The sequence below is a fragment of the Microcystis sp. M109S1 genome (assembly GCF_020247025.1).
Lineage (GTDB): Bacteria > Cyanobacteriota > Cyanobacteriia > Cyanobacteriales > Microcystaceae > Microcystis.
In genome coordinates this window covers 1-26732 of sequence record NZ_JADBRW010000283.1, presented here as the reverse complement: position 1 = coordinate 26732, position 26732 = coordinate 1, and the positions used below count along the sequence as shown (strand labels likewise).

The following is a 26732-nucleotide window of genomic DNA, read 5'->3' as shown; positions in this document are numbered from 1 at the left end:
TTTAAACGGACGTGGAGGAAAGCGTAAGACTTCTGTTAAAGAAGCAGCATCCCGTGAAGCGTCAACCCCATTCAGCGACCATTCTAAAAAAGTGGCGTGGTGAGGAATCGCCGTCCGTTTTACGGCGGCGAGGATGTCAATTCTTGCTTTATTTTACCGAAAATTGTTAAAATTTTTAACGGAATCTTAAGTTTTTTTGGGAAAGAAACCCTAGTTTTTCAGTCTATTAGGATTTTTTTCCCTATAAATGCGCTTTTGCGGCTAAGATTGCCTTGTTTACCTAAAATGTCGGTTTGAAGGAACCCTCGGTTTCACCTCGGAGATGAAAAACCGACCAGCATAAAACAGCGAAGCACAGCTAATATTCAGGGGAATCCTGATTCTCTACATATTTTTTGAGTTGGTCTATTGTAACACCCCCACAACTAGCCACAAAATATGCCCCTGTCCACAAAATTCTCTTATCTTGACCATATATCTCTTTCAAGTGGTCTGAAAAGTTATCCCATATTAGTTTGCAAGAAGTTGACTTTAAGTTGGCTATTAATCCACTTAACAGCTTATGGGGTGGGTAAGTCAGAAGGATATGGATATAGTCTGACTCTCCGTTAATCTCTATTACCTTCGCATCCCATTTCTCGGCTATGTTTTGAAAAGCTATTCTCAAAAACTCCAGATGCTCTTTCTGAAACACCTTTCTACGATATTTTGTCACGAGAACTATGTGGACGGTGAGATTAAAGGTAGCTCTACGAGTTTTAAAATAATTAGTCTTCATGCTCTTGACATTTTAGACAGTGGATTGCTATAATCATAATATAACACATTGAGAGGTCGAATCGATGCGAGTCATAGAGTTTAAGTTAAAAACCAATTCACACCAAGAAATAGCCATTCAAGAGGCTATAAGAGTGGGACAGTTTATTCGGAATAAGTGTCTAAGATTTTGGATGGACTCTACCAAAGAAGATCAGGTGAACTATGCTACTTTGTGTAGGCTAACTACCGAATTATCTAATAATCCTGAGTTCTCTTTTGTTGGTAAACTCAACTCTATGGCTCGTCAAGCGAGTGCCGAAAGAGCCTGGTTTTCTATATCCCGTTTTTATGATAACTGTAAAAAGCGCACCGCCCGCGCCGAATCGAATTCGGCGAGCGGACGGAGCAAGAAGGGTTTGGCAAAAAAAGGCTATCCTAAATTCAAAAAGTTTTCAAGGTCTGTCGAGTACAAAACTTCTGGTTGGAAACTAACAGAAGACAAAAAGTTTATCCACATCACGGATAAAACAGGGATAGGGAAATTAAAGCTAATCGGTACTTTTAACCGTGAGATTCTCGATAAATCCACTATCAAAAGAGTCAGGCTTATTAAACGAGCCGATGGCTTTTATTGTCAATTTGTCTTAGACATTGAGCGAGTAGAACCCTTTGACTCTACAGGAAAAGAAGTCGGCATTGATTTAGGTTTAAACCATTTCTTAACCGACTCTAATGGGGATAAAATTGATAACCCTCGGTTTCTTCGTAAAGCAGAAAGACGCTTGAAAAAAGCACAGCGTAAACTCTCAAAAAAGAAAAAGGGAAGCCAAAAAAGGTTAAAACAGAAATCTAAAGTAGCTCGCCTTCATTTAAAAGTTTCTAGACAACGTAAAGATTTTGCCGTCAAGACAGCAAAAGCGTTAATCCAATCTAACGATTTGGTAGTCTATGAAGACTTGAAGGTATCTGATATGGTGAAAAATCCTCAGCTTGCTAAATCTATTTCAGATGCAAGTTGGTCGATGTTCACCGATTGGCTAGACTACTTGGGAAAAATACACGGGAAGTTTGTGGTAGCGGTGAACCCACAATATACTAGCCAAGAGTGTTCTAGTTGTGGTAATATTGTCAAGAAAACATTATCTGTAAGAACTCATGTTTGTTCTTGTGGGTGTGTCTTGGATAGAGATGAAAACGCTGCTATAAACATTCTCGCACGCGCAAATACTGTCGGGCGGACAGAAATTCAAGCCCTCGGACAGACTATCCACTGTCTATTAGGTGAAAGCTTGGTAGATAAGGTAACTGGATGAACAGGGAATCCCTCGCATGAGTGCTTCGGGGAGCGTCAAATTCGTTGAGAAAAATTTAACATTTATCCCCTATGTCAAACCTGCTCCTCTGTGTCGGACTGATTTGTGGCTCAATTATTTGGGTGGAGATCGTGCGTGATTCCTATCATGCTCTGGCCCACCATTGGCAGCCCCTTTATCGTCTGCACGTCTGGCATCATCGGGTTTTTCGTCCCGATCTGTCGGTCATGAGCGAGGAAATTTATCGCAAGGCGCACTGGTACAATGATGTACCAGAGGCCTTGGTTATGTTGGCTGCCAGTGTTTTACCCGTACTACTGGCCTACTCTTGGGGGTTCGATCGCCCTTGGTTGGGTTGGTTAGGCTCCCTTTATACTTTGGCTTTTCTCAGTACGGCGATCGGTCGGGGTTTAGGTATGGCAAATCTGGACGAATTAACCGATTTAACCCATCGTCCGGGGCAATTTGAGAGTTTACCCGCTCCATGGCGCGTTAATCGTACCTACCACTGGCGACACCATTTTGATAACCAAAAGGCTTATTATTGTGGAACTTTCACCTTTATGGATAAATTGATGGGGACGGCACTTTCTCTCAAGGGCAAAACGATCGCCATTACCGGAGCGAATGGAACCTTAGGGCGATCGCTTTTAAAGTACCTACAACTGAAGGGAGCCAAGGTGATCGCGCTCACTTCCGGGGAGAATGCGATCGCTATTGAAATTAACGGCGAATCAGTACCTGTAAAAACCGTAAAATGGCAAATCGGTGAAGAAACGCAACTTGAGAACCTATTTAAGTCTGTAGATATACTGATTTTAAATCATGGCGTTAATGTCCACGGCCAAAGAACCCCAGAAGCGATCGAATTAGCCTACGAAGTGAATACTTTTTCCGTCTGGCGTTTAATGGAATTATTCTTCAAAACTGTCCGCACTAACGAGGAAATTGCCCGCAAGGAAGTCTGGGTGAATACTTCGGAAGCAGAGGTTAATCCTGCCTTTAGTCCCCTCTACGAACTCAGTAAACGAGCGATCGGTGATCTGATTACCCTGCGTCGTTTAGATGCCCCCTGTGTGGTGAGAAAGCTAATTCTTGGCCCTTTTAAGAGTAATTTAAATCCTGTGGGTATTATGTCCGCTGATTGGGTGGCTAAACAGATTATCAAGGCGGTACAGAGGGATAGCCGCAATATTATTATTACTATTAATCCCTTGACTTTTATCACCTTTCCAATTAAAGAATTCTCTGTTTCTACCTACTTAAAACTATTTACTCGTTCCCCAAAAAATAGGGAAAATACCTAACTATTTATCCTTAATCGGGGATCAAGACTATTTTTCCGCGCACTCTTTCCGATTCACTATAATTATGAGCTTCTACCACCTGGGAAAAAGTATAGGTGCGATCGATTCTAACAGTTAATTTTCCTGATTCGATCGCTTCTTTGAGAAATTGCCAGTCGGACGCTTGTGCCTGAGCAAAAAATATCAGTTTCCCTTTTTGGGGCAACCAAGCAGTGAGATAATTTAAGAGGATAATCCCTGGATTTGGTAGGGTGGTTATATAGGTTCCTTGAGGTTTTAAAAGCTGACGACAGTGCCAAAAAGAAGACTTAGCCACAGCATCGAAGATTAGATCATATTTCTGCTCAGTTTTTCTCCAATCTTCTTGGGTATAATCGATAACTTTATCTGCTCCTAAAGAGGTGACATAATCGATATTTTTACTACTACAAACTCCATCTACTTGCGCGGAGAAAATTTTCCCTATCTGCACGGCAAAGCTACCCACTCCTCCCGATGCACCATTAACTAAAATCCGATTTCCTGCTTGAATACCGCCAAAATCCCGCAAGACTTGCAACGCGGTAGAAGCGGCTAAAGGGGTGGCGGCAGCTTGAATAAAACTCTGATTATGCGGTTTTTTAACTAATAGGGAAGCGGGAATAATTGCATATTCAGCATAGGTTCTACCCGGTAATTGATTGAGAAAACCAAAAACCTCATCTCCGATCTGGAATTGTTCCACCTGAATGCCTTTTTCAACGATAATTCCCCCATAATCAAAACCTAATTGCAGGGGAAATTTATTACCTGTGGCTATTTTGAGCATTCCCCGACGAATCTTCCAATCAATCGGATTAATTCCCGCTGCCATAATCTTAATTAAGACTTCTTTCGCTTGGGGAATTGGCTTTTCTATTTCTGTGTATTGGAGAACATTACTATCGCCATAGCGATTAATGATAATAGCTTTCATAATTAAGAAAAAAGTTGATAAAATAGTAAGGGAGCAAAAGTAATGACCAAGAGAACAAAAATCCAAACTCGTCCCGCTAAAAGATTATAATCTTGTCCTAATCTTGACCAAGAGTGACCGGCAATAAAATGGCCGAACAGAAATTCAAAACCCACTGTTAATAGTAACCAAATTAAACCGATAGTAATTGCTTGGCTGGACGATTCTAGACCCCAAAAATAGACAAGAGTGCCAATATAAAGACTAAAAAAGAGGATTCCTGTCAGGGTAGAAATTTGATGAGCGCGTAGTTCATCGAGATATTTTCCGTAGGTGCTTTCCCTGAGAATACCGTTACTAATTCCTATTACGATCATCGGGAGCCATGGGACAATGTAGCGACTAATCATAAGTTGTTGGTTTAGAACTCGCTCTAATTGCATTATAGCTATATTTGGCTGATAACTTGAGATATTTTGGTAAAAATTAAGATTGTTACTTGCATAAATTTTCAGCAAGATAATCAACTAGCTTTTTCACTGTTGTAAATTCTTGGCATTTTTCGTCTGAAAGTTCAAGATCGAATTCTTCTTCTAAAGCTGCGATTAATTCAATTGTATCAAGGTCATCTCCTCCCCAATTTGATAATAAGCAACTATTCCAGCCAAAAGAACTATAAGAACTATAAAAGCTATCAGAACTATAACTACTGACTCTTTCCGCAGATTGTAAATAAAATAGTTCATCCTCAATATGTATCTGAGACTTTTCCACCTCTAATTGATCACTAATTATCTCTTGAACTTTGATAAAAATTGCCAATTGTCGTTCATTCTCTTGTGATGTTATTTTCTCGGTATCATCAATTTTTTTATCATTAATAATAGCATTAGCTTTTTGTTCTGCTATTTTCATAGCTTTCTCTTCATCGATTCTCTTTGATTCTAATAGACTGGATTTACTGAAAAATAACTGATACCTCATAACTGCAATTCTAGAATTAATTAAGTTTCGTATTATATGAAATTCCACTTTATGACCACTTTCCTTGTAAATTCTTGTGGCTAAATCCCAAACAATCTGATCGCAATTTGCTTCTAGCTGATTTAATTTTTCTTCACTCAGAGATACCATATCATCTAAATACTGATTGATCATCATTGCCAGAATTTGCATCTCATAATTTTTGCTATCTTCATTCATTTGATTAGCTCCGCTGCTGCAAAAAATCTCAATCATATTGTATCTCAAGATCAATACTTTTCTAAAAAATCTAGCGTATCAACACCGATCAAGCAATTTATCGGTTAAAACTATAAATACGGCGTTTCTCATAAAGATGAAGTATAACCCTATAGGGTATCGTCTCGGAGTCTCCCCAAAACGAAAACCTCATACCTCACCATTAAGATAACTGCTATAAGTTAGGACAGGGGTGACAGTGGGGTAAATTGTTAATTTTTTTGGGGATTTAGCTACATCATCCGAAAAATGTCACACTAGAGGTAGGGGAGCGTCAACTATCAGTCAACAGCTTTCAGCAATTTTCTGCTATTTCCCCGGGGTATTGCTGGCAATGGTTTTTATCCCTGAGCTTATCTGCTATCGAGGAGGCAATTCTATGAATAATACGGAAACAATCTCAGTCGATCGGGATACCAACAAACTCTATAATAAAATTCTCGTGGCTGTGGATTATCAAGATGTTACTCCAGAGGTATTGAATACGGCTATCCTCTTAGCGAAAACCTACGCTAGTGAGTTGCGGATTGTCTATAGTCTGTCTAAACCTTTGACTCCCTACACGGAAACTTTTATTTATGGTAATCTGATTGGTTATGGTGGCGGTTATCCCCCCGATATGATCGCCTTAGAACAACAAATCACCGAAGAAATGCAGGCGGAATTACAAGCTTGGTTAAACGGTTTAGTCGATCGAGCTAAGGAAGATAATATCACAGTCCGGGCTGATTATTATATTGGTGATCCGGGACAGAAAATTTGTCAAGTTGCCCAGCAAGAGGGGATAGATTTAATTATTGTTGGTCGTCACGGTCGATCGGGTTTATCTGAGTTAATCTTAGGTAGTGTCAGTAATTATGTGGTGCATCATGCTCCCTGTTCAGTTTTGGTAGTACACATCACTCATTAATTAGAAAGGGTTGAAATCCATTTTTTGCTGTCCATTGAATCGCTCCATCTCTCCCAGTCCAATAAGTCTTAATACCGGCTTTTCTCAGTTGATTTCTGACATTGCGGGAGAGATTGGTGGTGACAGCGATCGCTGTTTGAGGTCGAATTGACTCTAACCATTGTTTGTCTAGATTGCTTCCCTGCCATAATAACACTAGGGGGCTAAATTCTTGGGATAAATTAACGGGAATTTTCGGGTTGACAATCCATAGCCAAGATTGATTTTTTACCTGAAATTTAAATAAATTTTTCTCGAGCAATTGTCCAGTAATTTCGCCAAGATTAAATTTTTCTGACTGGGATAAATTAAGAGTTTTTTTGATCGGTATGCTCTCACTGATAGTTGAGAATTGCGCCGAATTATTGACGGTTATTGCTCCTTGTATTTGATTAATTCCCTCCTGTCGCAAAAAGGGCAAAACTGTATAACGTGCTGTTGCGGGTTCCTCCCCATTAATTAAGAGAGTATTTCCTCGATTTTGAATAATTATTACCGGTTGCGATTTGGTGGCTAAAACTGTCACCTGAGTTAAAGTTAAATGCTGATAAATAATCGGTATTAAAATTAAAGTGAGGATAAATAAACCGATTAAATGCCACCGTTGACGAAACCAGATATTAAAGCAGATTAAGGTAAGGCAAATATAAATAATTAACATCACTCCTAAAGATAATTTACCTGTGGAGTAGGTACTAAAAGGAAGCAGACTAAAAAAGGTGGTAATTTGCAGTAATAACTCTAGAGGGTAATAGAGAATACTAGCGCTGATACTGCCCAAAGGGGGATAAATTAAGCCTAAAAAGGCAGTAAAAACTCCTCCTAAACTAATCAGGGTAACTAGAGGAGTTGTGATAATATTAATGGGGATACTATAAAGAGCGATCGAGTTAAACGTAAACATTAATAAAGGCATAGTCCAGAGAGTAGCAGCTAGACTAATAGCTATAGGTTCAGCGATTAAATTAGGGAAATAGTCAATTTTATTTTTCAGTAAAGGAACGGTAATAATTAATCCCAAAGTCGCTAAAAAACTTAACTGAAATCCTAAATCCCAAATCCAGAGAGGTTGCCATAATAATAGAATTGTAGCCGCTAGTAACAGGGAACCTAAACTATTAACTTGTCGATTATAAAGCAGACCGATTAATGCCCCAATTCCCATCAAAATCGCCCTCAAGACTGAAGGTTGTAACCCGGTTAAAGTGCCGTAAACTATTAAGATAGTAATGGCAATAATAAACTGTTGTTTGGGGGATAAATTGCGAGTAATAGTTAAAACAAACCCCAACAAAATAGCCACATGAAAGCCAGAAGCTGCTAAAATGTGAGCTAATCCAGTTTTAATAAATAAATCAGTGATTTTTGCTGGCAAATTAACCGCTTGTCGTCCGAGGGTAATCGAACTTAATAAAGTCCCTTTTTCCTGGCCTATTCCCTGAATTTGTGCCTCAACAATGCGCTGACGAATCTGCCAAACTCCCCAAGTCGGTGATTTTTTATCGATAATTATTTCCCCTTTTAAACCAGCAAAAGCACCCTGACGCGCTAGATAACTAGCAAAGTCAAAAGCACTGGGATTATTGGCACGACGGGGACGATAAAGTAATCCTTTAATTGTTATTTCTTGTCCGGGATAAACCTGATTTTCTGCTAGATTTGGTAGAGTAACGTAGAGTTTACCCGCGGATTTTTCTGTCGGTAAATTCTTGAGGGTAAATTCTTTTACTTCTAACCAAAATTGTAAATTTTCTCGACGATTGAGACGAATTTCTGATATAATATTCCCCGTGATTTTAATAGAGTTAACCACATTATTTTTTAAAAGATTACTGATATCGTTTGCGCTGGGGTAAGGAGTACGAATTTCTAGATAAACAACGGCAAATATAGCTATTAATCCCCCCATCAGCCAAATTTTTCTAGGGGGACTTTGCCACCAAAAACGACGGATAAAAATCGTGGTTAATAGGGTAATTAGACTAAGAATAACAATTCTAATTACCACTTCTTGCCATCGGTTTAACTGCGGACTAAAATCTACCAGACCTGTAGATAACAATCCCAAAATATAGGCTAAACCGAGAATAACGCTATTAGGGCGATTCATAGAAATTTTTGTCAAACAATTTCAGAATTAGCGGGCATTATTTTTACCTAATATCAGCGAAAATCGAGATTAAAAAGTAACTTAGCATAAACACTATGGGGATCATTAAATGTAGGTAACTTCAATAATTCCTGCTGAAAATTTTGCCATTCCTGCGTCAAAGGGTGATTATTTTTAGTTAGAGGAGGAAGATAGGTTTGCAATAAATTAGAAAAAAGTTCTTCTTGCCAACTTTGCGATCGAGGATATTCTTTAAGACTCCAATCATCTCCTAATTTAGCTGTTTTGGCCGCGTATTGTACTGCCGCTTCTAGGCCACCGATTTGATCAACTAAACCAATTTTAACCGCATCTTTTCCCGTCCAGACGCGACCTTGGGCCACAGTTCTAACCTTGTCTGGGGATAATTTTCGCCCCTTGGCCACCGTCTCGATAAATAAATCATAGAACCGATTAACTGCCGCTTGATAAATTTCTAATTCTTGGGGATTTTTCGGTCTGGTAATAGTAGATAGATCGGCTAATTGTCCAGTTTTCACCGTATCCCAATCGATGCCATTATTATTAGCAATCTTCTGGATATTTAACAATAATCCAAACACACCGATCGAACCAGTAATCGTATCATTATCGGCAAAAATTCTTTGACCCCCCATCGCAATCCAATAACCCCCAGAAGCAGCCACATCACCCATAGAAATAATTACTGGTTTTTTCGCATCTAAACGCTTAATTTCTCGCAGAATCACCTCAGAAGCGGTGGCACTTCCCCCCGGACTATTAATCCTTAAAACTACCGCTTTTACCTCCTCCTTCCCTTGTAATTTTCGCAGTTCCTTAGCCAATTTATCCCCACCGATTTCGCCTCTATCTCCCTGACCATCCACAATTGTCCCTTCTGCATAAACTATCGCTATTTGATCGCTACTATCTCCCCCCTCATCAGCGAGAGAACTAGCATAATTAGCTAAAGAAATTTGCGAAAAAGAGCCAGAGTTTTCCTCCTCATTAGTTTTATTTTTTGCTTCTCCTGTCAACTCTTTTGCTAAAACAATTACTCGATCTAAATGGGCCACTTCATCAACAAAACCCGCCTTTTTCGCTGTGGTTGCTTCCAGAATACCTTGAGTATCAGAAATAGTTTGCACTTGTTGGGGGGTTAAATTGCGACTTTTGGCCACTGTGGCACTATAATTAGACCAAATTGTATCGAGTAGGGTTTGCAGCTGCTGACGATTCTGGACACTTAAATCCTGACGCGTATAGGGTTCCACCGCACCTTTAAAAGAACCCACTTTTACCACTTGCACCCCGACACCATATTTTTCTAGTGCATCGGCAAAAAAGGTTTGTTGACTACTTAAACCATTAATTTCCATTCTCCCCACGGGATTAATAATCACCTTTTCAGCAACGGAAGCGAGATAATATTCCTTTTCCGTCCATTCCATATCGTAGGCGATAATTTTTTTACCCGATTGGCGAAATTTTGCCAAAGCTTGCCGCACTTCCGTCAGGGTAGCATAGCCATATTCACCGACAGTGCCGCGACCGTAGAGTAACAGACCGACAATATTATCATCAAGGGCGGCCTTTTCGATCGCCGCTATCACCTGTCGTAAATTTAAAGTGGTCCGACTCTCACTGGTCAAACTATCGGCTAAACTAGAACTAGGGGGAGCATCGCTGATATTGGTGGCTAAGTTAAAAACTAAGACTGATTTTTCCTTAACTGAGGAGCTATCGCTAGAAATCAGGGAAGAAAGCAGTAAAAATGCTAATCCCCCCACACCTAGGGACGAAAATACCAATAATCCCAATAAAGTTCCCAAGCAACTAGCGAAAGTTTGTTTAAAAAACTGACCCATCGGTTTTCATCTACTACTAATTATCCTGTTTCCTATTGTAGGGATTCCCCGCCCAGAAACAAGTTTTTTATCTGACTGCCTGACACATCTTGGTGAATCACCGACAGGTTAAGACACGGATGCGAGAGAACCAAATTCGGTCAAAGAAATCTTGTTCAGCTGGCTTGGACGCAAAAACTGGTTCGAGGGATGAAACCCTTATAGGGAAAGACATTTGGCGATTTTTGTCAATTGTTTTCGATCTAGAACGAAAGTAGTCTAGATTTTTTACTTCTATCTTTGACATTTTTCTTGACTTGAATATTTTTTGAGAACTTTTTTAGTTTCTCACTTTTTCTACCCCAAGAGCATAAGTATAAATACTTAAGTTATTTTCATTTTATATGCTACCAGCCATAAGCTGTTGACTATCTAAATTGCTCGTTAAGACTGCAAGGGAGAAGGAGCAGGGAGAGGAAGTTTGAGCATTTGTACTAAAATTTTGAATACGCAGTTTAAATTCAGTACAGCTTACTACAATTTGAAGTGCGGAATGTGGGTTACAAGAGGTCTATTATTGTCGTGCCTCTATCGGCTGAAAATACCCAGAAAAAAACTCTTAAGTTATACTAAAATAATTAATACAGACACACATCTTCCCAGACGGTGAAAAGGAATTATTTACCCTTGAAAACCACAGTTAAAGTCAGCACACAAACCCAATTACCCCTACATCTAGTTATCACCCATCCCCAGTATCGTTTTGTCGATTTATTCGCGGGAATCGGTGGGTTTAGAATCGCTTTGGAGAAATTGGGAGGACGTTGTTTAGGCTATTCAGAAATTGATCAACAGGCAATCCAAGTTTATCAACAAAATTTTATTAGCTATCTCAACAGCGATGAAATTGCTTTCGGAGATGTGAGTAAAATTAGCAATTTACCCGATAATCTTGATCTTATTGTCGGCGGTGTTCCCTGTCAACCTTGGTCGGTAGCGGGATGTTTACGAGGATTTGATGACCCCCGGGGAAAACTCTGGTTTGATGTGATTAAATTAGTCCAGAAAAGTCAACCGAAAAGCTTTATTTTCGAGAATGTCAGTGGGTTGGCTAGTCCTCGCAATCAGGAGAATTTAGAATTAATTATCGATGAATTAACCAGCGGTGGTTATCAAGTTTACTGGCAGTTATTAAATGCCTACGATTTTGGTTTACCCCAGAATCGCGAGAGAGTTTTTATCGTAGGAATTAGAAAAGATATAGAAAACTATGATCGGTTTAAATTTCCTTTACCTTTGGGTATCCATCCGAAGGTTTTGGATATTTTAGAAAACATCAAGAATATTCAACCCGTCGAGAAAGTCAAGTTATCTGCGGATACTTTATTTAATGGTTTTGTTCCTCCATCGAGAACTCGTTTTCAAAAAGAAGATGAATTAAATGACTTTTTTATTTTTTCTGATTTAAGAAATGGTCACACAACTATTCATTCTTGGGATATTATCAAAACTACGGAACGACAAAAAAGTATCTGTTTAGCTTTGCTGAAATTAAGACGCAGTAAAAAGTATGGCGAAAAAGATGGTCATACCGTGGCTTTTTCTACTTTTTTGGAAATTATACCCGATCTAAAAATCGAGGAACTAAATCAGCTAGTTTCTCTCGGTATTTGTTGGCAAACGCAGGAGGGTAAGTATGAATTTATTAACTCGAAAAATATGACAGGAATTAACGGCATTTATCGGATTATTTTACCGACGGCCGATATTATTCCTACCCTAACCGCTACGGGTGCTAAAGATTATATTGCTACTATTTCAATTACCGCTACTCATCCCCAAGAATACAAACAATTGTTTTTAAAGAAAATCTATAAACCCAAAAAGTTTCGAGAAATTACTCCCCAAGATGCGCGTAAATTACAAGGATTCCCAGATAATTTTATCTATCATCTACAGCCGGCTATCGCTAAAAAACAATTCGGAAACGCTGTTCCTGTAACAGTGGTGGAGGCAGTAGCAAGAAATTTACTAGAAATAATTTTACCAAATTAATTATCTAGATAATTACGAAACTTTTGTTTATACTTATTGATAAATGCTTTATCTTCTTGAAGATCGATAAAAGCTTCTTTAATTAATGACCAAGTATTGATTTTACCAGAACAAAAATCCCAAAATTCATTTTCAACCCATATATCATGATTTTCCTCTAGAGGATACATTTTATTTCCCTGTGATTCCCACCATGTTTTAGGTAAGAAAGGATTAAAAGGAATAACAATTCTTCTGTGAATACTTGCTAAAGGTTCACGGGACAGCCGATAACAATACCAATCTAACAACTGGTCGCTAAATCTAGAACCATCTCCCCTATTAGGATGTGTAGCTTTTAAATCAAACACATACTCAATATTGTCTTTGATTAAATAAATATCTACTCCATGACCAGAAGGAGGATCGATATAATTGAGGTTATTCCTATTTATTTTCTTAGCTACTACTCTAAGTCTTTCAATGCACTCTGTCATGGATATTTTTTGTTCTTTCGATTTTCTGAGACTTTTTAAATTATCGAGTTCACTTCTTAATTCTTGAGGAAATGGACTAGGTTGTAAAAGTTTTTTATCCTGCTTATATAAAATACGAAATCCATTATCTTTGGCTAAAAAGTTTGCTAATTTCTCCCAGAAAGTAGTTCCCATGCTTGTCGTTAGTCCAGTCATCACAGAACTAATCTGTCTCTCCTCTGGAAATAAATAATCTAAAATATGATGATTCCTAGGCTTGGGTTTTTTAAAATAGTTTTCTATTGAGTTTTTAATTAGCTTTTGAATTTCTATCACTAACTGGCTATTATCCATACTGAATTGCAATTCATCAAATTTATAAATCAGCAAAAAGATCAGTAATAGATATATCAAGTGCCTTGGCTAACTTTTCGATATTTTCTAAAGATACATTACACTTACCAAGTTCGATACTGGAAATATAAGTTCGGTGCAGTTCCGCTTTTTCGGCTAAGATTTCTTGAGATAAGTCAAGTTCCCTTCTGCGTTTTCTGATAGCTTTACCAAAACGATATTTGATATCTAAGGATTCTTTTTGTGCCACAGATCAATTATCAAGAAAGTGTATGAGACATTTCTACAGATTATAATTCACATTTTGCAGATTATAATTCACATTTTATCTAAAACATTGCTTCGTTCCTCTGAAAGTACAATTGCTGTTATCGCTTCGACTATCTTTTAACTCTTATTTTCGTAACAACTCGAAAAAGGTTTCTTTATCAATACCAATATCTTGAATCATACCCATGAGAGTACCTTGCTTAATATCTTTTCCTGAATGAATAGGGATCACAACCCTACATCCACCAGTATTTTTGTAAATAGCATGGCTACCTTTTTGACGATCCAAATAAAAGCCCAATTTTTCAATAACTTTAATAAACTCCTTGACTTTAACTGCGGGATACTGACTCATACTAAAATATTTAAAGGCTTAAAAATCAAATCTTCTTTGGGAATGGGTTGATGATCAGCTATCAAACTTTCGAGGTACAATTCCATAGCTTCTGTAATATTGACAATCGTTTCTTCAAAAGTGTCTCCTTGAGAATGACAACCTTTAAGCGCAGGACAAAAAGCGTGATAACCACCGTCTGACTCTTTTTCTAGAATAACGGTGTAGTTATAAATTTGTTTGGTATTATCACTCATAACACTATCAGTTGTGGATTTTAAATTATCCTAGCATAGACTTTTTTTAATGACTTTTCCCAGAGCGATCGATTTTTTGAGAGGATTAACTCCCCAGTTAAACTAGAATAGAAAGATAGGAAAGCGATCGAAATTAGAATGACGACCGAAATTGAAAAAGAACTAGAAACCAGCGAATCTGTCTTGGAAAAACGGCGAAATTTTGCCATTATCTCCCACCCTGATGCGGGAAAGACCACCCTGACCGAAAAACTGTTACTATACGGGGGTGCAATCCATCAAGCGGGTGCAGTCAAAGCAAGACGCGACCAACGCAAAGCCACCTCCGACTGGATGGAAATGGAAAAACAACGGGGAATTTCGATTACTTCCACGGTTTTACAGTTCGATTATCGTGATTTTCAGATTAATCTCCTCGATACTCCCGGCCACCAAGATTTTAGCGAAGATACCTATCGTACCCTAGCCGCTGCCGATAATGCGGTGATGTTAATCGACGCGGCCAAAGGTTTGGAACCCCAAACCAGAAAACTCTTTGAAGTGTGCAAACTGCGGCAGTTACCCATCTTTACCTTTGTTAACAAAATGGATCGCCCCGGCCGCGAACCTCTGGATTTATTGGACGAAATCGAGCGAGAATTAGGATTACAGACCTATCCCGTCAATTGGCCGATCGGAATTGGCGATCGCTTTCGGGGAGTCTTCGATCGGGCTACCCAGACCATACACCTGTTTGAACGTCGCTCCCACGGCTCTCAGGAGGCGCAGGAAACCGTGATCGAGCTTGGCGACCCCAAAATTGAGGATTATCTCGAAAAAGACCTGTATTACCAGTTAAAAGAGGATATAGAACTGCTCTCGGAATTGGGCACCCAATTGGATTTGCCAGCAGTCCACGCAGGAGAAATGACCCCGATCTTTTTTGGTAGCGCCATGACCAATTTTGGGGTGAAATTATTCCTAGAATCCTTCCTCGACTATGGATTACCCCCCAGAGGACGCAATTCCTCCCTCGGTGTCCTTGATCCCACCTATCCCGATTTCACCGGTTTTGTCTTCAAACTGCAAGCAAACATGGATCCCAAACATCGCGACCGGGTGGCCTTTGTGCGGGTATGTACGGGGAAATTCGAGAAGGATATGGTAGTAAACCACGCTAGAACCGGTAAAACTATCCGTTTATCCCGTCCTCAGAAACTTTTTGCCCAAGATCGGGCAGTTATAGAAGAAGCTTATCCCGGAGATGTGATCGGATTGAATAACCCCGGGGTCTTTGCGATCGGTGATACGATTTATATGGGTAAAAAGCTCGAATACGAAGGGATTCCCTGTTTTTCTCCGGAATTATTCGCCTATCTCAGAAATCCTAACCCTTCCAAGTTCAAACAGTTTCAAAAAGGAGTCTCGGAATTACAGGAAGAAGGGGCCGTACAGATATTATCCTCGATCGATGAATTTAAACGCGACCCGATTTTAGCCGCTGTCGGTCAATTACAGTTTGAAGTGGTGCAATTCCGTCTTTTAAGCGAGTACGGAGCCGAAACTACCCTCGAACCCCTAGCCTATAGTTTAGCCCGTTGGGTAGCCGGGGGTTGGGCCGCTTTAGAAAAAGCCGGTAAACTCTTTAATACTCTAACTGTCAAAGATTACTGGGGTCGTCCTGTCTTATTATTCAAAAATGAGTGGAATTTACAGCAAGTCAAAGAAGATCATCCCTCTTTGCAATTAAACTCGATCGCACCGGTAGGATCGGGAGTAGAACCGCAATCCTAACCATTAATCCTCCAAGACAATTGCCGAACTGGTCAGGACAAGATGGCGACCCCCCAGACAACTAGACTAAAGTAGAAGTGGCAAGAAAGTCTCGATCTTTCCTAACACTTCGGATGTCTCAAAGCACTATCGTTGACGAGTCCCTCACCATTAGAAAAAGTCCTGCTGTCAATTCCCGAATTAATCCCTGTTTAATTCGCTTTTGTTATTTTCTGGGAAATTATCTGGTTTTACCGGCTTTTTTCAGCAAAATAACCGTCACAGGACAGGAAAATATTCCCCTAACGGGGGGTGTCATCCTTGCACCTACCCATCGTTCCCGTTGGGATGCGCTGATTTTACCCTACGCGGTGGGACGCTTAGTTAGTAGACGCGATTTGCGCTTTATGGTTTCCGCTAACGAGATGAAAGGGGTACAAGGTTGGTTTATCCGACGTTTGGGGGGTTTTCCTGTCAATACCGATCACCCCGGTATGGGTAGTCTGGTCCATAGCGTCGAACTGTTGGCTGCGGGGGAAATGGTGGCGATTTTTCCGGAAGGGGGTATCTGTCGCGATCGAGTGGTTCATCCTCTTAAACCGGGGGTAGCGCGGATCGCGTTGGAAGTTAAGACGATGAAATCCGATGCAGATATAAAGATTTTACCAGTAAGCATTAGTTATAATCAGCCTTACCCCGGATGGGGAAGCGAAGCGACTGTAAACATCGGTCAAGGGATTAATGTGCTTGATTATCAACAAAATTCGCTAAAACGGGAAACTGTCCGCTTAACCAAAACCTTGAGCGATCGCTTAAAACTTCTCCACGAGGATCAATCACCTTAATCAGCTGTTGACTATCTACCCCATGAGTAGGATTTCGGGGACGGATTAAAATTATTGTTTTAACTATTTTTAAGCAAAAAAGTAGCTTTTCTGGTTGAAATAAGTAACATCTTGGTTTTTTCTACTTTTAGCTCCTGAATACTGCCTCGGAAACCCATCAGATCGGTGAAGATGTCCGATTGTTGCAGGGGGTCTAATGATAGAATGGGCATCAGCGAAAGTAGTTTGTGAGCGAAGTGATCCGATGCAGTTCCAAATCCAGCCAGACAGTGAAATTCCCGCCTCTAAGCAATTATTTGACCAAATTCGCTTCGCTATCGCCTCTCGTCAGTATCCACCGGGCCATCGTTTACCTAGCACCCGTCAACTAGCTATGATCACGGGATTACACCGTAATACGATAAGTAAAATTTATCAGCAACTGGAAGATGATGGGTTAGTAGAATCCATAGCAGGTTCGGGGATTTATGTCAAGGCTCGCGGGCATGAAAACGATAATTTATTGGGTTCGCCCCTATTGGAACAAAATCCAGAAATAGGCCGACTAATTCGCCAGAGTTTGGCTGGTTTTCTCGCTCAAGGTTTAACTTTAGAGCAAATTCGCGAGTTATTACTGGCGGAAATCGATTGGCGATCGCAGTGTCGTTCTCAAGTTCTTGTCACCATTCCCCGTCACGATTTGGGTGCAGGAAAACTAATGTTGAGAGAATTAGAGCAATCCCTCAAAATTCCCGTCCAATTAGTGGCAATGGAGGATTTAGCCCAAGTTTTAGCCAATACTAAATCTGCCACTGTTGTCACCAGTCGCTATTTTATCAGTGTAGCGGAGGAAATTGCCGCTCCTTTTCACCTACGAGTCATTCCCATCGATATCTACGATTACAGCAAGGAATTGGCATTAATCAAAAAATTACCCACCGATAGCCGTTTGGGGATTGTCAGCATTAGCACCGGTATTATTAAGGTGGCCGAAATTTTAATTCATAGTTTACGGGGCGATGATTTATTAGTTATGTCTGCCCAAATTCATGAAACGGATAAGTTAAAAGTTTTGTCCCGAACTTCCCAGACAATTATCAGTGATCAAGCGAGTTATACTTTAATTAAAAATCTGATTAATGAAGTGCGATCGGATTTAATTCGTCTGCCAGAAATTATCTGTAGTGATAATTATATTGGGGATAAATCAATTCAATTGCTAAGACGAGAATTAGGATTAGGTGGCTAGATGATAAGCTAGGACACATTTTAACCGCTAAATCTCCCCCAATCCCTTTACTGTTGCCTCTTGCAAGAGAGCCTTATCTCAACAAGCAATTTAAATGCGCGGGCAGCTTAACTTTAAAATTTATTTTATTCTATGGTTACTATTGACAATAACCTAGGGCAAGTCGAGAATAAAAGCGAAAAAAACTTTTAAGAAGTATTAATTTTTTAGTACAATGGCGGAAGAATAGGGACAAGCTCAATTTTTCACTCTTGGACAAGGCTAGATGAAAAGTGCTGACTGTTTAACGGTATCCCCCGGAGAATCGCTTACCGATTGGCAAAAACTGGGATTAGATTTGGTGGCTCGTTGGCAAGGACGAGATGTTATCCTAGCGATCGATCTTACCGGTAGTGTTAACTTTAATGATGAAGGACGCACGCGCCTCGGTCAAATTATTCGCGATAGTTTAAAAAATAACGATTCGGTTTATTTAGTTCCTTTTGCTGATAATGTCCAACCGATTGCAGAACCGATTTTAATTCGCGGAAAGGAAGATATAGATGCGGTTTTAAAAGCGATTCCTTGGCAATCTAGCCAAAGTGCTAAAAATACCGATATTCAACGCGCAGAATGGCACGTTTATCCCCGACTGGCACGCTTAAATCAGTGTCGTTTAACTGCCAATCAAGCTATCAAACCCCAGTCGGTAGTTTGGATTACCGATGCACCCCTTTCTACTGCTGCGGGGATTACTTCACAACAGTGGATAGAAACCCCCAAAAATAGCCCTTTTCGTCTTGCTAATTCTCCCGAAAGTTTGCAAAGACAAAACTGGCTTAATTCCCTACCAATTAATCTCAGAACCCAAGAAATTACTGCCACTAACGGCAATAAATATAAACTATCAGTTGTCGATATTGCTCCCACAGCACAAGAGTTTTGTACTCCCGCACCGGGAGGACAAGAAACCTGTTTGATTAATCCTTATCTCTTGAGTCAGTTATGGTTGCCAGCATTGGCAATTATATTAATGGGAATTGGGGGAATAGTAGCGAGTATTTTTGGGATTCGTCATTGGTTGCGGTTACATACTGCTTGGACTATTAAAGTCCCATCTAATGATGATGACAATGAGACCCAAAAATATATTTTAAAAACATCCGAAAGAATTAACATCGGTGGTGATGAATATCATAAGAATACCATTCCTTGTCCTGGGGAAGAAATTCGCTGCTATTTAGAAAGACGCGGCAATCAGTTATATCTGAAACCTACCAAACAAGCAGATATTTTTTATCGAGGTAATGAATTAACTCAGGAGGTGAAAATAGATAAAAATTACCTGACTTTAACTTATCAGCATAACAATCAAGATATCGACCTAGAAATTCAGATTAGCAAAAAATAACTCAGGAGATTTAAACTATGGCTAACAACAGTCAAACCCGCGCTATCAAACGGACAATTATCATCGGATTAGGTGGTACTGGTCGAGATGTGTTGATGAGAATTCGTCGCTTTATTATTGATAAATACGGGAAGTTATCTAACCTACCCATTGTCAGTTTTGTTCATATTGACACAGACAAAAACGCTTTCAATGGTTCTGGCCTACCCACAGGAAATAGCTATCACGGAGAAGAAATTCTTTTATCAGCTGCTGAAAGAGTATTCATTAATATGAATGCTCAGGATGTTAACAATCTCACCTATGAACTTGAACACAAAACCCTTTTTGAAAGTCCCTTTTCCCATATTGAAAGCTGGTTAGACCCAAGACTAAAAAAACAAATAACTTCCATTGAAAATGGTGCGGGAGGTATTCGTCCCGTCGGTCGTTTAGCTTTCTTCCATAACTATCAAAAAATTCAGGAGGCAATTGAAGCAGCGGAAAGACGAACTTCTGGTCATGAATCCTTTATGTTTAGCGGTAAAGTTAACGGTCAAAGCTTTAATGTCCAAGAGGGTTTAAATGTCTTTATTGTCGGTTCTTTGTGTGGGGGAACTGGTAGCGGCATTTTCCTCGATGTGGCCTACACTTTGCGTCATATTTTACAACAAACCACCGAATACACATCCTTTGGTTATTTGGTAGTTAGTCCTAAACTTTATGGTGATGGCGCAATTATGAGAGCTAATACCTATGCAGCTTTGAAAGAGTTAGACTATTATACCAATGAAAGTAATTCCTTTCAAGCCTGTTATGATAAACAAAATTTCGTCAACATCGATGAAAAACGTTCTCCTTTTGATTTTGCCTACTTAGTTTCTAATCGCACTGTGGGAGATTACCGGATTGATAACAAAGGTAAATTATGTAACGTCATTGCTTACAAGATTTTCTTGGATTTTGCCGATGAGTTATCTCCTCGCATCAAAAGCAATCGGGATAATTATAAAGACCCGATGATTCAAAAAGATAATCATCCTTTTAATATGTGTCAAGGTTATATGTCCTTTGGACTAGCGAGGATTTATTTTACTCGCGACCGAATTGTGCAGATTGGTCTCAATCGTTTTACTCTCAAATTAATTAATTTTTGGTTAGAGGGATATGGTCAAAGTCCCAGTGGACAAGAGTTATTAAGTAAGTTTCTAGCTAATTGGAGTACCCAAGGTAATAAGAATTATTTTACTGCCAGATTGGAAGAAGCAACCCTAGAGAATAATAAAACTTTTTCTAAGACTTTAACCTCTTGGAAAAATTCCCTAGAGGAAGAAATATCTAATAGTCAAGATTTGGATAATTTACCCCAAACCGTCAAGCAATCCCTAGAAAAAGAGTTTCGCAAAGTACAAGGGGGAGAAACAGATAGCAGTCGCGGAATCTGGTTAACTTTGACCCAACAGACTCAACCCAAGTTAATCGAAAAATTTAAGTCAGATATTGACCAATTTTTGGAGATTCTTCTTAATCCTGATAGCTTAGAATTTTCTTTGGAAAATAGCCTATCTTTTTTGGTCGCTTTACAAGCAAAGATTAATACCGACAAGGGAAATCTAGAGGAATTGTCTCAAGATAATAAAGGGTTTCATTCCTCAGAAAAAACTGATAACATTTGGCAAAATGTCAAACAAACTCTTGAAGATATAAACGGGAAAAAATCTGTATTCAAGATGTTTAATAAAAATGCCAATAGCGAGAAAATTAAAGCTGAGTTAAGAGACTACGTTCAAAGCGGACAAAAATTAATTCAGCAGAACTTTAATTTCAGCATCAATGGGGAATCTAGAAAGATTGTTGAAGCGATTCTCAAGCATATTTCCAGTCGAATGCTGCAGATACAACAACTGAAAGAAAACCTACATCAGCTAATCGCAGAATATGATAAATACGAACAGGAGTTAATGCAGTTAAATCTCGATGAGATGACCGGTGAAGGTATTTTCCCAGAAGAGAATATTGATAACTGTATCCCTGACAGTAACTCCCGAACTCAATACATTTCCATTAGCCAAAAAGTCACCAATAATTTAGGCTATAATGCTTCCCTATTCAGTTTATTTAGCCAATCTTTTGTTATTGATAATGAAACTCTCAAAGAGACCCTAACAGCAACAATCGAGAAACAGTTTCAATCAGTAAGCACTAATAAAATTGATGCAGTAATTAAGCGATTTATGGGTCAATATAAACCCCATGATTTTCCTGAACGCTTGGGGCAAATTCTGCGGGAAGCTGATTTAATGTTACCGATAAATGTTAATGATGCTTACTATCGCTTGCATAAAGATAAAGCATTGCTAATTGGGACTAATGAGGATAATTCACCCACCATGCAAAGATTCAAGAAGATTCTCGAATCTGATTTAAATATTAATCTGGGGACTTCTTTTGAATCAATTCAAACGGACGAAGAAATCCTAATTACCTACGAATTTGGTGGGTTTCCCCTAAGAATCATTACTGATTTATCTGGGTTGCAAAAAATTTATCAAGACCAAAAGAGAATCAGCATTTTACACAATGATTACAGGATAGAATTTGCTGATATTATCCCACCACCTGCCAAATTAATTGAGGAATTAGAGTTTATTTTCTATCCCGCAATTGCTCTAGGTTTACTAGAATATTATCAGGAAGATGATACTTATCAATTAGTCATCGAAGGCGATTTATTTAACAATAAGTCCATCATTGACATTAGTGGGAATTGGCGACTTGCTTTAGAACAATTTGCTTCTCGTAAAGACATGGAAACTGCTTTACAGATACTGCTTAATCAGGCAAAAAATGAGATTTTAGCTAATCCTACTCGATTATTTACTAACGAGGGTGATTATTTCCAGAACGTCAGCTATTTTGTCAACAATGTCAAAAATTTACCCTCCTATCACCCTAATTATCGCTACAAAGATAAGGTAGCTGGACAAGATGGAAATACTCGACAGGAGGCAAAAGAAGGAATTATCACCCGTTTTGTTAATCAACTAAAAATGGAACTAGAAAAACGTGCTGCTGAACAGAAAAAACTCGAAAAACAACAGCAAAAGCAACAAACTTTATTGGGAACAAACAATAACAGTAGTCAACCCAGTTTACCCGCAGAAGTTAGCACTGCTGATGAATGGTAAAATTTATCAATCTTAATAATGTTTCCCCAGCTATCTGAGGAAACATTCACCCCCAACTCTCTCTATCAACCACAATTCGAGGTATCCAATAACTATCATGGCATTACTTAACCTTTTTCCTCCCTATCTGATTGTTTTAACTCTAGTCTTGGTTATTTTTCCCACCGTCTTAACTCTGGGAATCCGGATTGCTCTCTATAAACATCTCCAAGATTCAACCGCAAAAGTCAAGCGCTTAATTCGGGGAGAAAGTCGCGGAGTTCAACCTAAAATTATTTCTAATCTAGAGAATAGATTTAAGATAGCCAGTAGTCAACTAGATGATGTTAATACCGCAGCTTTGGTGGATGGTTTATACCATGAAGAAAAATTTACTTTCATGTCTAAATCTCTCAGTTGCGAGAAATGGGATTATTTTGTAAGAGTGTTACCCAATCTCCTCCTCGCTTTTGGTTTGTTGGGAACTTTCCTGGGAATTACTCTCAATCTGACGGGAATCAGCACACTTATCGATATCAATAATCTCGATGTGCAAAGTTTAGGAGAAAAGCTCAAAACTCCCCTAGAAAGTATGGGGATTGCTTTTATCACTAGCTTAATTGGTTTAGCTTGTAGTTCTTTACTGACTGTGATTAACTTAATCTTTAATACCAACCTTGCTAAAGTAAATCTAATTAGTTCCCTAGAAGACTATTTAGATAACATCTTGCAGCCGACTGTAGAAGGGAATAGTCGCTTGAATAAAGCGGTTGATAGCATGGTGGAGAAACAGCAAGCATTTCTGACTAACTTTCATAATGAGGTGACGAGAGTATTAGAATCTTCTTTAAGAGAAGTTGCTAAAGAAATTGCTGAACGTAATCAGGAAACTGCTAAATTAGTCACCCAGGTTTGTGAAAGATTAACTGAAACCGCAGGAACTTTATCTACCGGTGCATCGACTTTTCAGCGTTCAGCTTTTGAACTTAACGAGCAAGTACCAATTATCACGCAAGCAAACCGAGAGTTTACACAATCCTCTCAGGAACTAAAAAATAGTGTGCTGCTTTTTAAACAAGCATCAGAGTTAATTGAAAAAAGTAACTTCTCTGGTAATATCGAAAGGTTTACCGCTAGTTTAGCAGAAACTCAAGCGAGATTTTCTCAATCCACTGCACTACTAGAGCAGAATATCGGGGAGATTATCAGCAGTAATAAAAGAGCTAACGATTTAGCAGAACAAGTGTATTTAAATATCCAAGAATCTTCTCAAAAATTACAAAATAGTGCGCTAGGTTTTCTGGAAGCTTCCGACAAAATCGAAAGTAGTCAATTTGCTGATAAGTTAGTGCAAGCAACCGCAGATTTAATGACTGCTCATCAACAGTTTGCCAATTCTACTACAGATTTAAACCAATCAACTCAATCTCTAGCTTCTTTAACTCAAGACTTCCAGCGTTCAATGACAACTATGGTTGAGTTAGGAATAAAAATTACTGACTTGAATCAAAAATCTGAGACAATCCTAGAACAAAATCAGCAACGCTCAGTCACCGAACAAGAAAAGTTATCTAACATTCAGGGAGAATTAGTAAAATTAATCGAAACTGTGAAAACCTATCAAGACAGTTTTAACTCCGAGTCGAAACAATTAGGAAACCAACTTATCAATAGTCTCGATGAAAAACTCTCCCAAACCTCTGATAAAATCCTCACTGCTTCCCATGGGATTGAGCGCTCTAGTAATAATCTCGATGTGACTAATGCTAACTTGTCTCAGTTAATTGATACAGTGACAGAGCAAGTTACTCAAGTCAAGGAAAGCTTACAGTCTGAGTTAAAACTTTTAAGCAATAACTTAGCGACAGTAGTTGATGATAAATTAACCAAGAACTCAGAACAATTAAAAGCAGTTTCCCAATCTATTGAGAAAACAGCCAATCAATTTGGCAGCCTTAAATCAGATTTTTCTCAACTAATTAACGCAGTGAACACCAGCACCAGTAAATTAACTGCTAACTTAGACTCTTTGCTAGATAAGTTAGAGAAAGTTATCACTAAGGAAAATACATCGAATCAGAAAATGATTGAACACATCTATGGAGAAATTCAAAAATGTTTGGCACAACTGGAGAAAATTATTAACGATATGCGTTCTGACTTTTCTAACTTAAATGATAAGAGATAAAAACTTTGTGAGACAATCCCTAATCCTAGTCAAAAAGATATTAAGGATGACATTAACACCATATTTGATAACTTCACCAACAAATTCTAAGCAATTATGTCTAGACGTACCTACTACCGAGATGAAGATAAATCGGTGGATGTTTATCCCGCATTCACCGATTTAATGTCCAATGCTTTCATGATTCTGAGTTTATTTCTCCTCTTGGCACTTTTTCAGTCTTATAATCTCATCAGCAAACTGGAGGAAGCTAACCGAAAACTGCAAACAGCAACCCCCATAGTTATCGATGAAAAATCAGGAAAATTTAAATTTCAGTCGGGAAGTGCGGAATTAAGTCCTGCTTTAAAAACCTATATTCGTCAGCGCATTATTCCCGCTATCGAAACCATTACCAAAGACAGAGAAATCGACTTTATTCAAGTAATTGGACACACCGACGGACAAGGAATACAACAGACAAGTAATCTCGATAAAAATATCGAATCGGTTGCCAGCAGAAAACAATCTGTTAAAATGCTAGTACCCGGTTCTAACACTGATTTAGGATTAATGCGCGCTTTAGCAGTAGTGCAAGAAATCGAAAACACTGGTAAACTCAAAAACGTCAAATTTCGAGCTTTTTCCGCAGGACAGTTATACCTCCCATCGGGTAAATTAGCCGCGGTTAATCGTGACGCAGATGCAAGCAGACGCAGAATTGAAATCCGTTTTATTCCCCCCGGTAAAAAACAATAAGACAAAAAAATCTAGAAATTTGTTTTTTTATCTTTTGCTTGTTACACTGAGGAAAGAACGAAATTCAAATCAATATCTATGGAACAAAACACTTTAGAGGGGACTTGGGAAGAAATTTTACAGCATAGTGCTAAATTAGCTGGTCAGCGAGTGAGATTGACCATTCTATCTAATCAATCTTCCAATTCCTCCACTCCAGAAACCCTAGACCAAAAATTAAAAGGAAGAGTTGGACGAGTTTATTTTCAGCCATCGGATTTATCTGAGCGAGTAGAAGAAGTTTTTACAAATATTTTAGATGATAAAGACTAAACGGTATGGAAATCAACCTTTTGAGGTTGTACCTTAATGATTTTTCATTCCCTATAGGGTGACATCCTCGTATAAATCCCGAAAAGATGCCGTCAGATTAATACTCTGTAAACTAAAACTTTCTTGCTGATAGGTTTGCAAAATCCATAAACCCTGTTCACCCCGTCGAAAAGTTTCCACTCGTTGGTGTTTACTATTCACTAAGACATATTCCTCTAAAATTTCTAGAGTTTGATAATCATTAAATTTATCACCCCTGTCAAAAGCTTCTGTAGAATCGGAGAGAACTTCGATAATCAATTTAGGAAAACTTTTGTAGGTAGCAGTTTCTCTATCTCTGTCATCGCAGGTGACAAGAATATCGGGATAATAAAAGTGATTGCGTTTCTCTAATCTGACTTTCACATCGGCAAAATAAACCCGACAATTGGAACCCCGCAAATGATTACGAATGATAAAAGTGAAATTGAGTCCTATAATATTATGAGTATCCGTCGTTCCTGCCATGGCGTAAATTTGTCCATCGATATACTCGTGTTTAATGGGACTTTTTTCTTCAAAATGAAGATATTCTTCTGGGGTGAGATTATTATAGTTAGATAAAGCCATCATGGGTTTAATCGTTGAAGGAGATTTTCTTAAGGACTTTCGGGAGTATCATTAACCGTTTCTAGGGTGACATCCTCGTACAAATCCTGAAAAGATGCCGTCAGATTAATACTCTGCAAACTAAAACTTTCTTGCTGATAGGTTTGCAGAATCCATAAACCCTGTTCACCTCGTCGAAAAGTTTCCACTCGTTGGTGTTTACTATTCACTAAGACATATTCCTGCAAACTTTCTAGAGTTTGATAATCATTAAATTTATCACCCCTGTCAAAAGCTTCTGTAGAATCGGAGAGAACTTCAATAATCAATTTAGGAAAACTTTTGTAGGTAGCAGTTTC

The 26732-nt window shown here is 38.8% G+C and carries 23 protein-coding genes and 1 pseudogene; 12 read left to right on the top strand and 12 right to left on the bottom strand.

Features of this window, described 5'->3' with window-relative positions:
* Nucleotides 1-358: 358 nt before the first annotated feature.
* Complete coding sequence (gene tnpA / locus IM322_RS23385; RefSeq protein WP_353737516.1) at nt 359-778, bottom strand: IS200/IS605 family transposase; 420 nt, start codon at nt 776-778, stop codon at nt 359-361.
* Nucleotides 779-842: 64 nt separating this feature from the next.
* On the opposite strand from tnpA, the gene IM322_RS14370 reads away from it, so the two are divergent.
* Both IM322_RS14370 and IM322_RS14365 read left to right on the top strand, forming a co-directional pair.
* Nucleotides 843-2072, top strand: coding sequence for an RNA-guided endonuclease InsQ/TnpB family protein (locus IM322_RS14370; RefSeq protein ID WP_287672183.1), 1230 nt, complete (start codon nt 843-845; stop codon nt 2070-2072).
* Nucleotides 2073-2143: 71 nt separating this feature from the next.
* Nucleotides 2144-3379 carry a bifunctional sterol desaturase/short chain dehydrogenase gene (locus tag IM322_RS14365; protein WP_287672181.1) on the top strand — a complete coding sequence of 412 codons (1236 nt, stop codon included), beginning with the start codon at nt 2144-2146 and terminating at the stop codon, nt 3377-3379.
* Between the two features lie 10 nt (nt 3380-3389).
* Here the strand turns inward: IM322_RS14365 and IM322_RS14360 are convergent, their stop codons facing one another.
* From IM322_RS14360 to IM322_RS14350, 3 genes are all read right to left on the bottom strand, one after another.
* A complete protein-coding gene (locus tag IM322_RS14360; protein WP_287672180.1) occupies nt 3390-4334 on the bottom strand; it encodes an NAD(P)-dependent alcohol dehydrogenase in 945 nt (314 codons plus the stop codon).
* A gap of 2 nt (nt 4335-4336) precedes the next feature.
* A complete protein-coding gene (locus IM322_RS14355; protein WP_286827121.1) occupies nt 4337-4723 on the bottom strand; it encodes a hypothetical protein in 387 nt (128 codons plus the stop codon).
* 85 nt (nt 4724-4808) lie between these two features.
* The gene (locus tag IM322_RS14350; RefSeq protein ID WP_287672179.1) at nt 4809-5552 is read right to left on the bottom strand and encodes a phosphopantetheine-binding protein; all 744 of its coding nucleotides are present in this window, start codon (nt 5550-5552) and stop codon (nt 4809-4811) included.
* Nucleotides 5553-5934: 382 nt separating this feature from the next.
* Between IM322_RS14350 and IM322_RS14345 the strand changes: the two genes are divergently transcribed.
* Entirely contained in the window at nt 5935-6465 is a 531-nt protein-coding gene (locus IM322_RS14345) for a universal stress protein (protein WP_287078017.1), read from the top strand.
* Here the strand turns inward: IM322_RS14345 and IM322_RS14340 are convergent.
* Both IM322_RS14340 and sppA read right to left on the bottom strand, forming a co-directional pair.
* Nucleotides 6455-8614: a ComEC/Rec2 family competence protein gene (locus IM322_RS14340; protein ID WP_287672178.1), complete on the bottom strand. Its 2160-nt coding sequence runs from the start codon at nt 8612-8614 to the stop codon at nt 6455-6457. The two genes, IM322_RS14345 and IM322_RS14340, sit on opposite strands and share 11 nt — an antisense overlap.
* A 53-nt stretch (nt 8615-8667) precedes the next feature.
* Nucleotides 8668-10482: a signal peptide peptidase SppA gene (sppA, locus tag IM322_RS14335; protein ID WP_287672177.1), complete on the bottom strand. Its 1815-nt coding sequence runs from the start codon at nt 10480-10482 to the stop codon at nt 8668-8670.
* Between the two features lie 666 nt (nt 10483-11148).
* Between sppA and IM322_RS14330 the strand changes: the two genes are divergently transcribed.
* Nucleotides 11149-12516, top strand: coding sequence for a DNA cytosine methyltransferase (locus IM322_RS14330; protein ID WP_287672176.1), 1368 nt, complete (start codon nt 11149-11151; stop codon nt 12514-12516).
* Here IM322_RS14330 and IM322_RS14325 read toward each other — a convergent pair.
* The 4 genes from IM322_RS14325 to IM322_RS14310 form a co-directional block, all read right to left on the bottom strand.
* Entirely contained in the window at nt 12513-13325 is an 813-nt protein-coding gene (locus IM322_RS14325; RefSeq protein ID WP_287699151.1) for a TdeIII family type II restriction endonuclease, read from the bottom strand. The two genes, IM322_RS14330 and IM322_RS14325, sit on opposite strands and share 4 nt — an antisense overlap.
* Before the next feature lie 22 nt (nt 13326-13347).
* Nucleotides 13348-13575: a helix-turn-helix domain-containing protein gene (locus tag IM322_RS14320; protein ID WP_287672172.1), complete on the bottom strand. Its 228-nt coding sequence runs from the start codon at nt 13573-13575 to the stop codon at nt 13348-13350.
* Between the two features lie 144 nt (nt 13576-13719).
* Nucleotides 13720-13950: a type II toxin-antitoxin system HicA family toxin gene (locus IM322_RS14315; RefSeq protein ID WP_287672169.1), complete on the bottom strand. Its 231-nt coding sequence runs from the start codon at nt 13948-13950 to the stop codon at nt 13720-13722.
* Complete coding sequence (locus IM322_RS14310; RefSeq protein WP_286827131.1) at nt 13947-14186, bottom strand: type II toxin-antitoxin system HicB family antitoxin; 240 nt, start codon at nt 14184-14186, stop codon at nt 13947-13949. The genes IM322_RS14315 and IM322_RS14310 overlap by 4 nt, the downstream gene beginning before the upstream one ends.
* 138 nt (nt 14187-14324) lie before the next feature.
* Here IM322_RS14310 and prfC point away from each other — a divergent pair, with 138 nt between their 5' ends.
* The 8 genes and pseudogenes from prfC to IM322_RS14270 all read left to right on the top strand — a co-directional run bounded on the left by prfC (nt 14325) and on the right by IM322_RS14270 (nt 25785).
* Entirely contained in the window at nt 14325-15959 is a 1635-nt protein-coding gene (prfC, locus tag IM322_RS14305) for a peptide chain release factor 3 (protein ID WP_287672167.1), read from the top strand.
* A 113-nt stretch (nt 15960-16072) separates the two neighbouring features.
* Nucleotides 16073-16783, top strand: coding sequence for a lysophospholipid acyltransferase family protein (locus tag IM322_RS14300; protein ID WP_287078023.1), 711 nt, complete (start codon nt 16073-16075; stop codon nt 16781-16783).
* A gap of 196 nt (nt 16784-16979) precedes the next feature.
* Nucleotides 16980-18011: a GntR family transcriptional regulator gene (locus IM322_RS14295; protein WP_287672164.1), complete on the top strand. Its 1032-nt coding sequence runs from the start codon at nt 16980-16982 to the stop codon at nt 18009-18011.
* Nucleotides 18012-18276: 265 nt separating this feature from the next.
* Nucleotides 18277-19401, top strand: a complete 1125-nt coding sequence (locus IM322_RS14290; RefSeq protein WP_287672162.1) for a vWA domain-containing protein — start codon at nt 18277-18279, stop codon at nt 19399-19401.
* 17 nt (nt 19402-19418) lie between these two features.
* Nucleotides 19419-22568 (top strand): tubulin-like doman-containing protein, encoded by a 3150-nt coding sequence (locus IM322_RS14285; protein WP_287672161.1) that lies wholly within the window; start codon nt 19419-19421, stop codon nt 22566-22568.
* A 97-nt stretch (nt 22569-22665) separates the two neighbouring features.
* Nucleotides 22666-24825, top strand: a pseudogene (locus tag IM322_RS14280) (methyl-accepting chemotaxis protein).
* 6 nt (nt 24826-24831) lie between these two features.
* Nucleotides 24832-25473, top strand: a complete 642-nt coding sequence (locus tag IM322_RS14275) for an OmpA family protein (protein ID WP_286827137.1) — start codon at nt 24832-24834, stop codon at nt 25471-25473.
* 78 nt (nt 25474-25551) lie between these two features.
* On the top strand, nt 25552-25785 hold the full coding sequence (locus tag IM322_RS14270; protein WP_193959311.1) for a hypothetical protein: 234 nt from the start codon (nt 25552-25554) through the stop codon (nt 25783-25785).
* A gap of 51 nt (nt 25786-25836) precedes the next feature.
* Here the strand turns inward: IM322_RS14270 and IM322_RS14265 are convergent, their stop codons facing one another.
* Nucleotides 25837-26397, bottom strand: a complete 561-nt coding sequence (locus IM322_RS14265) for a Uma2 family endonuclease (protein WP_287672157.1) — start codon at nt 26395-26397, stop codon at nt 25837-25839.
* A 26-nt stretch (nt 26398-26423) separates the two neighbouring features.
* A partial coding sequence (locus IM322_RS14260; RefSeq protein ID WP_287713243.1) for a Uma2 family endonuclease occupies nt 26424-26732 on the bottom strand: 309 nt, incomplete at its 5' end.

Bases quoted from the DNA above. Each gene is read 5' to 3' on its own strand.
- tnpA (WP_353737516.1), bottom strand. From the start codon at position 778: ATGAAGACTAATTATTTTAAAACTCGTAGAGCTACCTTTAATCTCACC.
- IM322_RS14370 (WP_287672183.1), top strand. From the start codon at position 843: ATGCGAGTCATAGAGTTTAAGTTAAAAACCAATTCACACCAAGAAATA.
- IM322_RS14365 (WP_287672181.1), top strand. From the start codon at position 2,144: ATGTCAAACCTGCTCCTCTGTGTCGGACTGATTTGTGGCTCAATTATT.
- IM322_RS14360 (WP_287672180.1), bottom strand. From the start codon at position 4,334: ATGAAAGCTATTATCATTAATCGCTATGGCGATAGTAATGTTCTCCAA.
- IM322_RS14355 (WP_286827121.1), bottom strand. From the start codon at position 4,723: ATGATTAGTCGCTACATTGTCCCATGGCTCCCGATGATCGTAATAGGA.
- IM322_RS14350 (WP_287672179.1), bottom strand. From the start codon at position 5,552: ATGATTGAGATTTTTTGCAGCAGCGGAGCTAATCAAATGAATGAAGAT.
- IM322_RS14345 (WP_287078017.1), top strand. From the start codon at position 5,935: ATGAATAATACGGAAACAATCTCAGTCGATCGGGATACCAACAAACTC.
- IM322_RS14340 (WP_287672178.1), bottom strand. From the start codon at position 8,614: ATGAATCGCCCTAATAGCGTTATTCTCGGTTTAGCCTATATTTTGGGA.
- sppA (WP_287672177.1), bottom strand. From the start codon at position 10,482: ATGGGTCAGTTTTTTAAACAAACTTTCGCTAGTTGCTTGGGAACTTTA.
- IM322_RS14325 (WP_287699151.1), bottom strand. From the start codon at position 13,325: ATGGATAATAGCCAGTTAGTGATAGAAATTCAAAAGCTAATTAAAAAC.
- IM322_RS14315 (WP_287672169.1), bottom strand. From the start codon at position 13,950: ATGAGTCAGTATCCCGCAGTTAAAGTCAAGGAGTTTATTAAAGTTATT.
- IM322_RS14310 (WP_286827131.1), bottom strand. From the start codon at position 14,186: ATGAGTGATAATACCAAACAAATTTATAACTACACCGTTATTCTAGAA.
- prfC (WP_287672167.1), top strand. From the start codon at position 14,325: ATGACGACCGAAATTGAAAAAGAACTAGAAACCAGCGAATCTGTCTTG.
- IM322_RS14300 (WP_287078023.1), top strand. From the start codon at position 16,073: ATGTCTCAAAGCACTATCGTTGACGAGTCCCTCACCATTAGAAAAAGT.
- IM322_RS14295 (WP_287672164.1), top strand. From the start codon at position 16,980: ATGATAGAATGGGCATCAGCGAAAGTAGTTTGTGAGCGAAGTGATCCG.
- IM322_RS14290 (WP_287672162.1), top strand. From the start codon at position 18,277: ATGAAAAGTGCTGACTGTTTAACGGTATCCCCCGGAGAATCGCTTACC.
- IM322_RS14285 (WP_287672161.1), top strand. From the start codon at position 19,419: ATGGCTAACAACAGTCAAACCCGCGCTATCAAACGGACAATTATCATC.
- IM322_RS14275 (WP_286827137.1), top strand. From the start codon at position 24,832: ATGTCTAGACGTACCTACTACCGAGATGAAGATAAATCGGTGGATGTT.
- IM322_RS14270 (WP_193959311.1), top strand. From the start codon at position 25,552: ATGGAACAAAACACTTTAGAGGGGACTTGGGAAGAAATTTTACAGCAT.
- IM322_RS14265 (WP_287672157.1), bottom strand. From the start codon at position 26,397: ATGATGGCTTTATCTAACTATAATAATCTCACCCCAGAAGAATATCTT.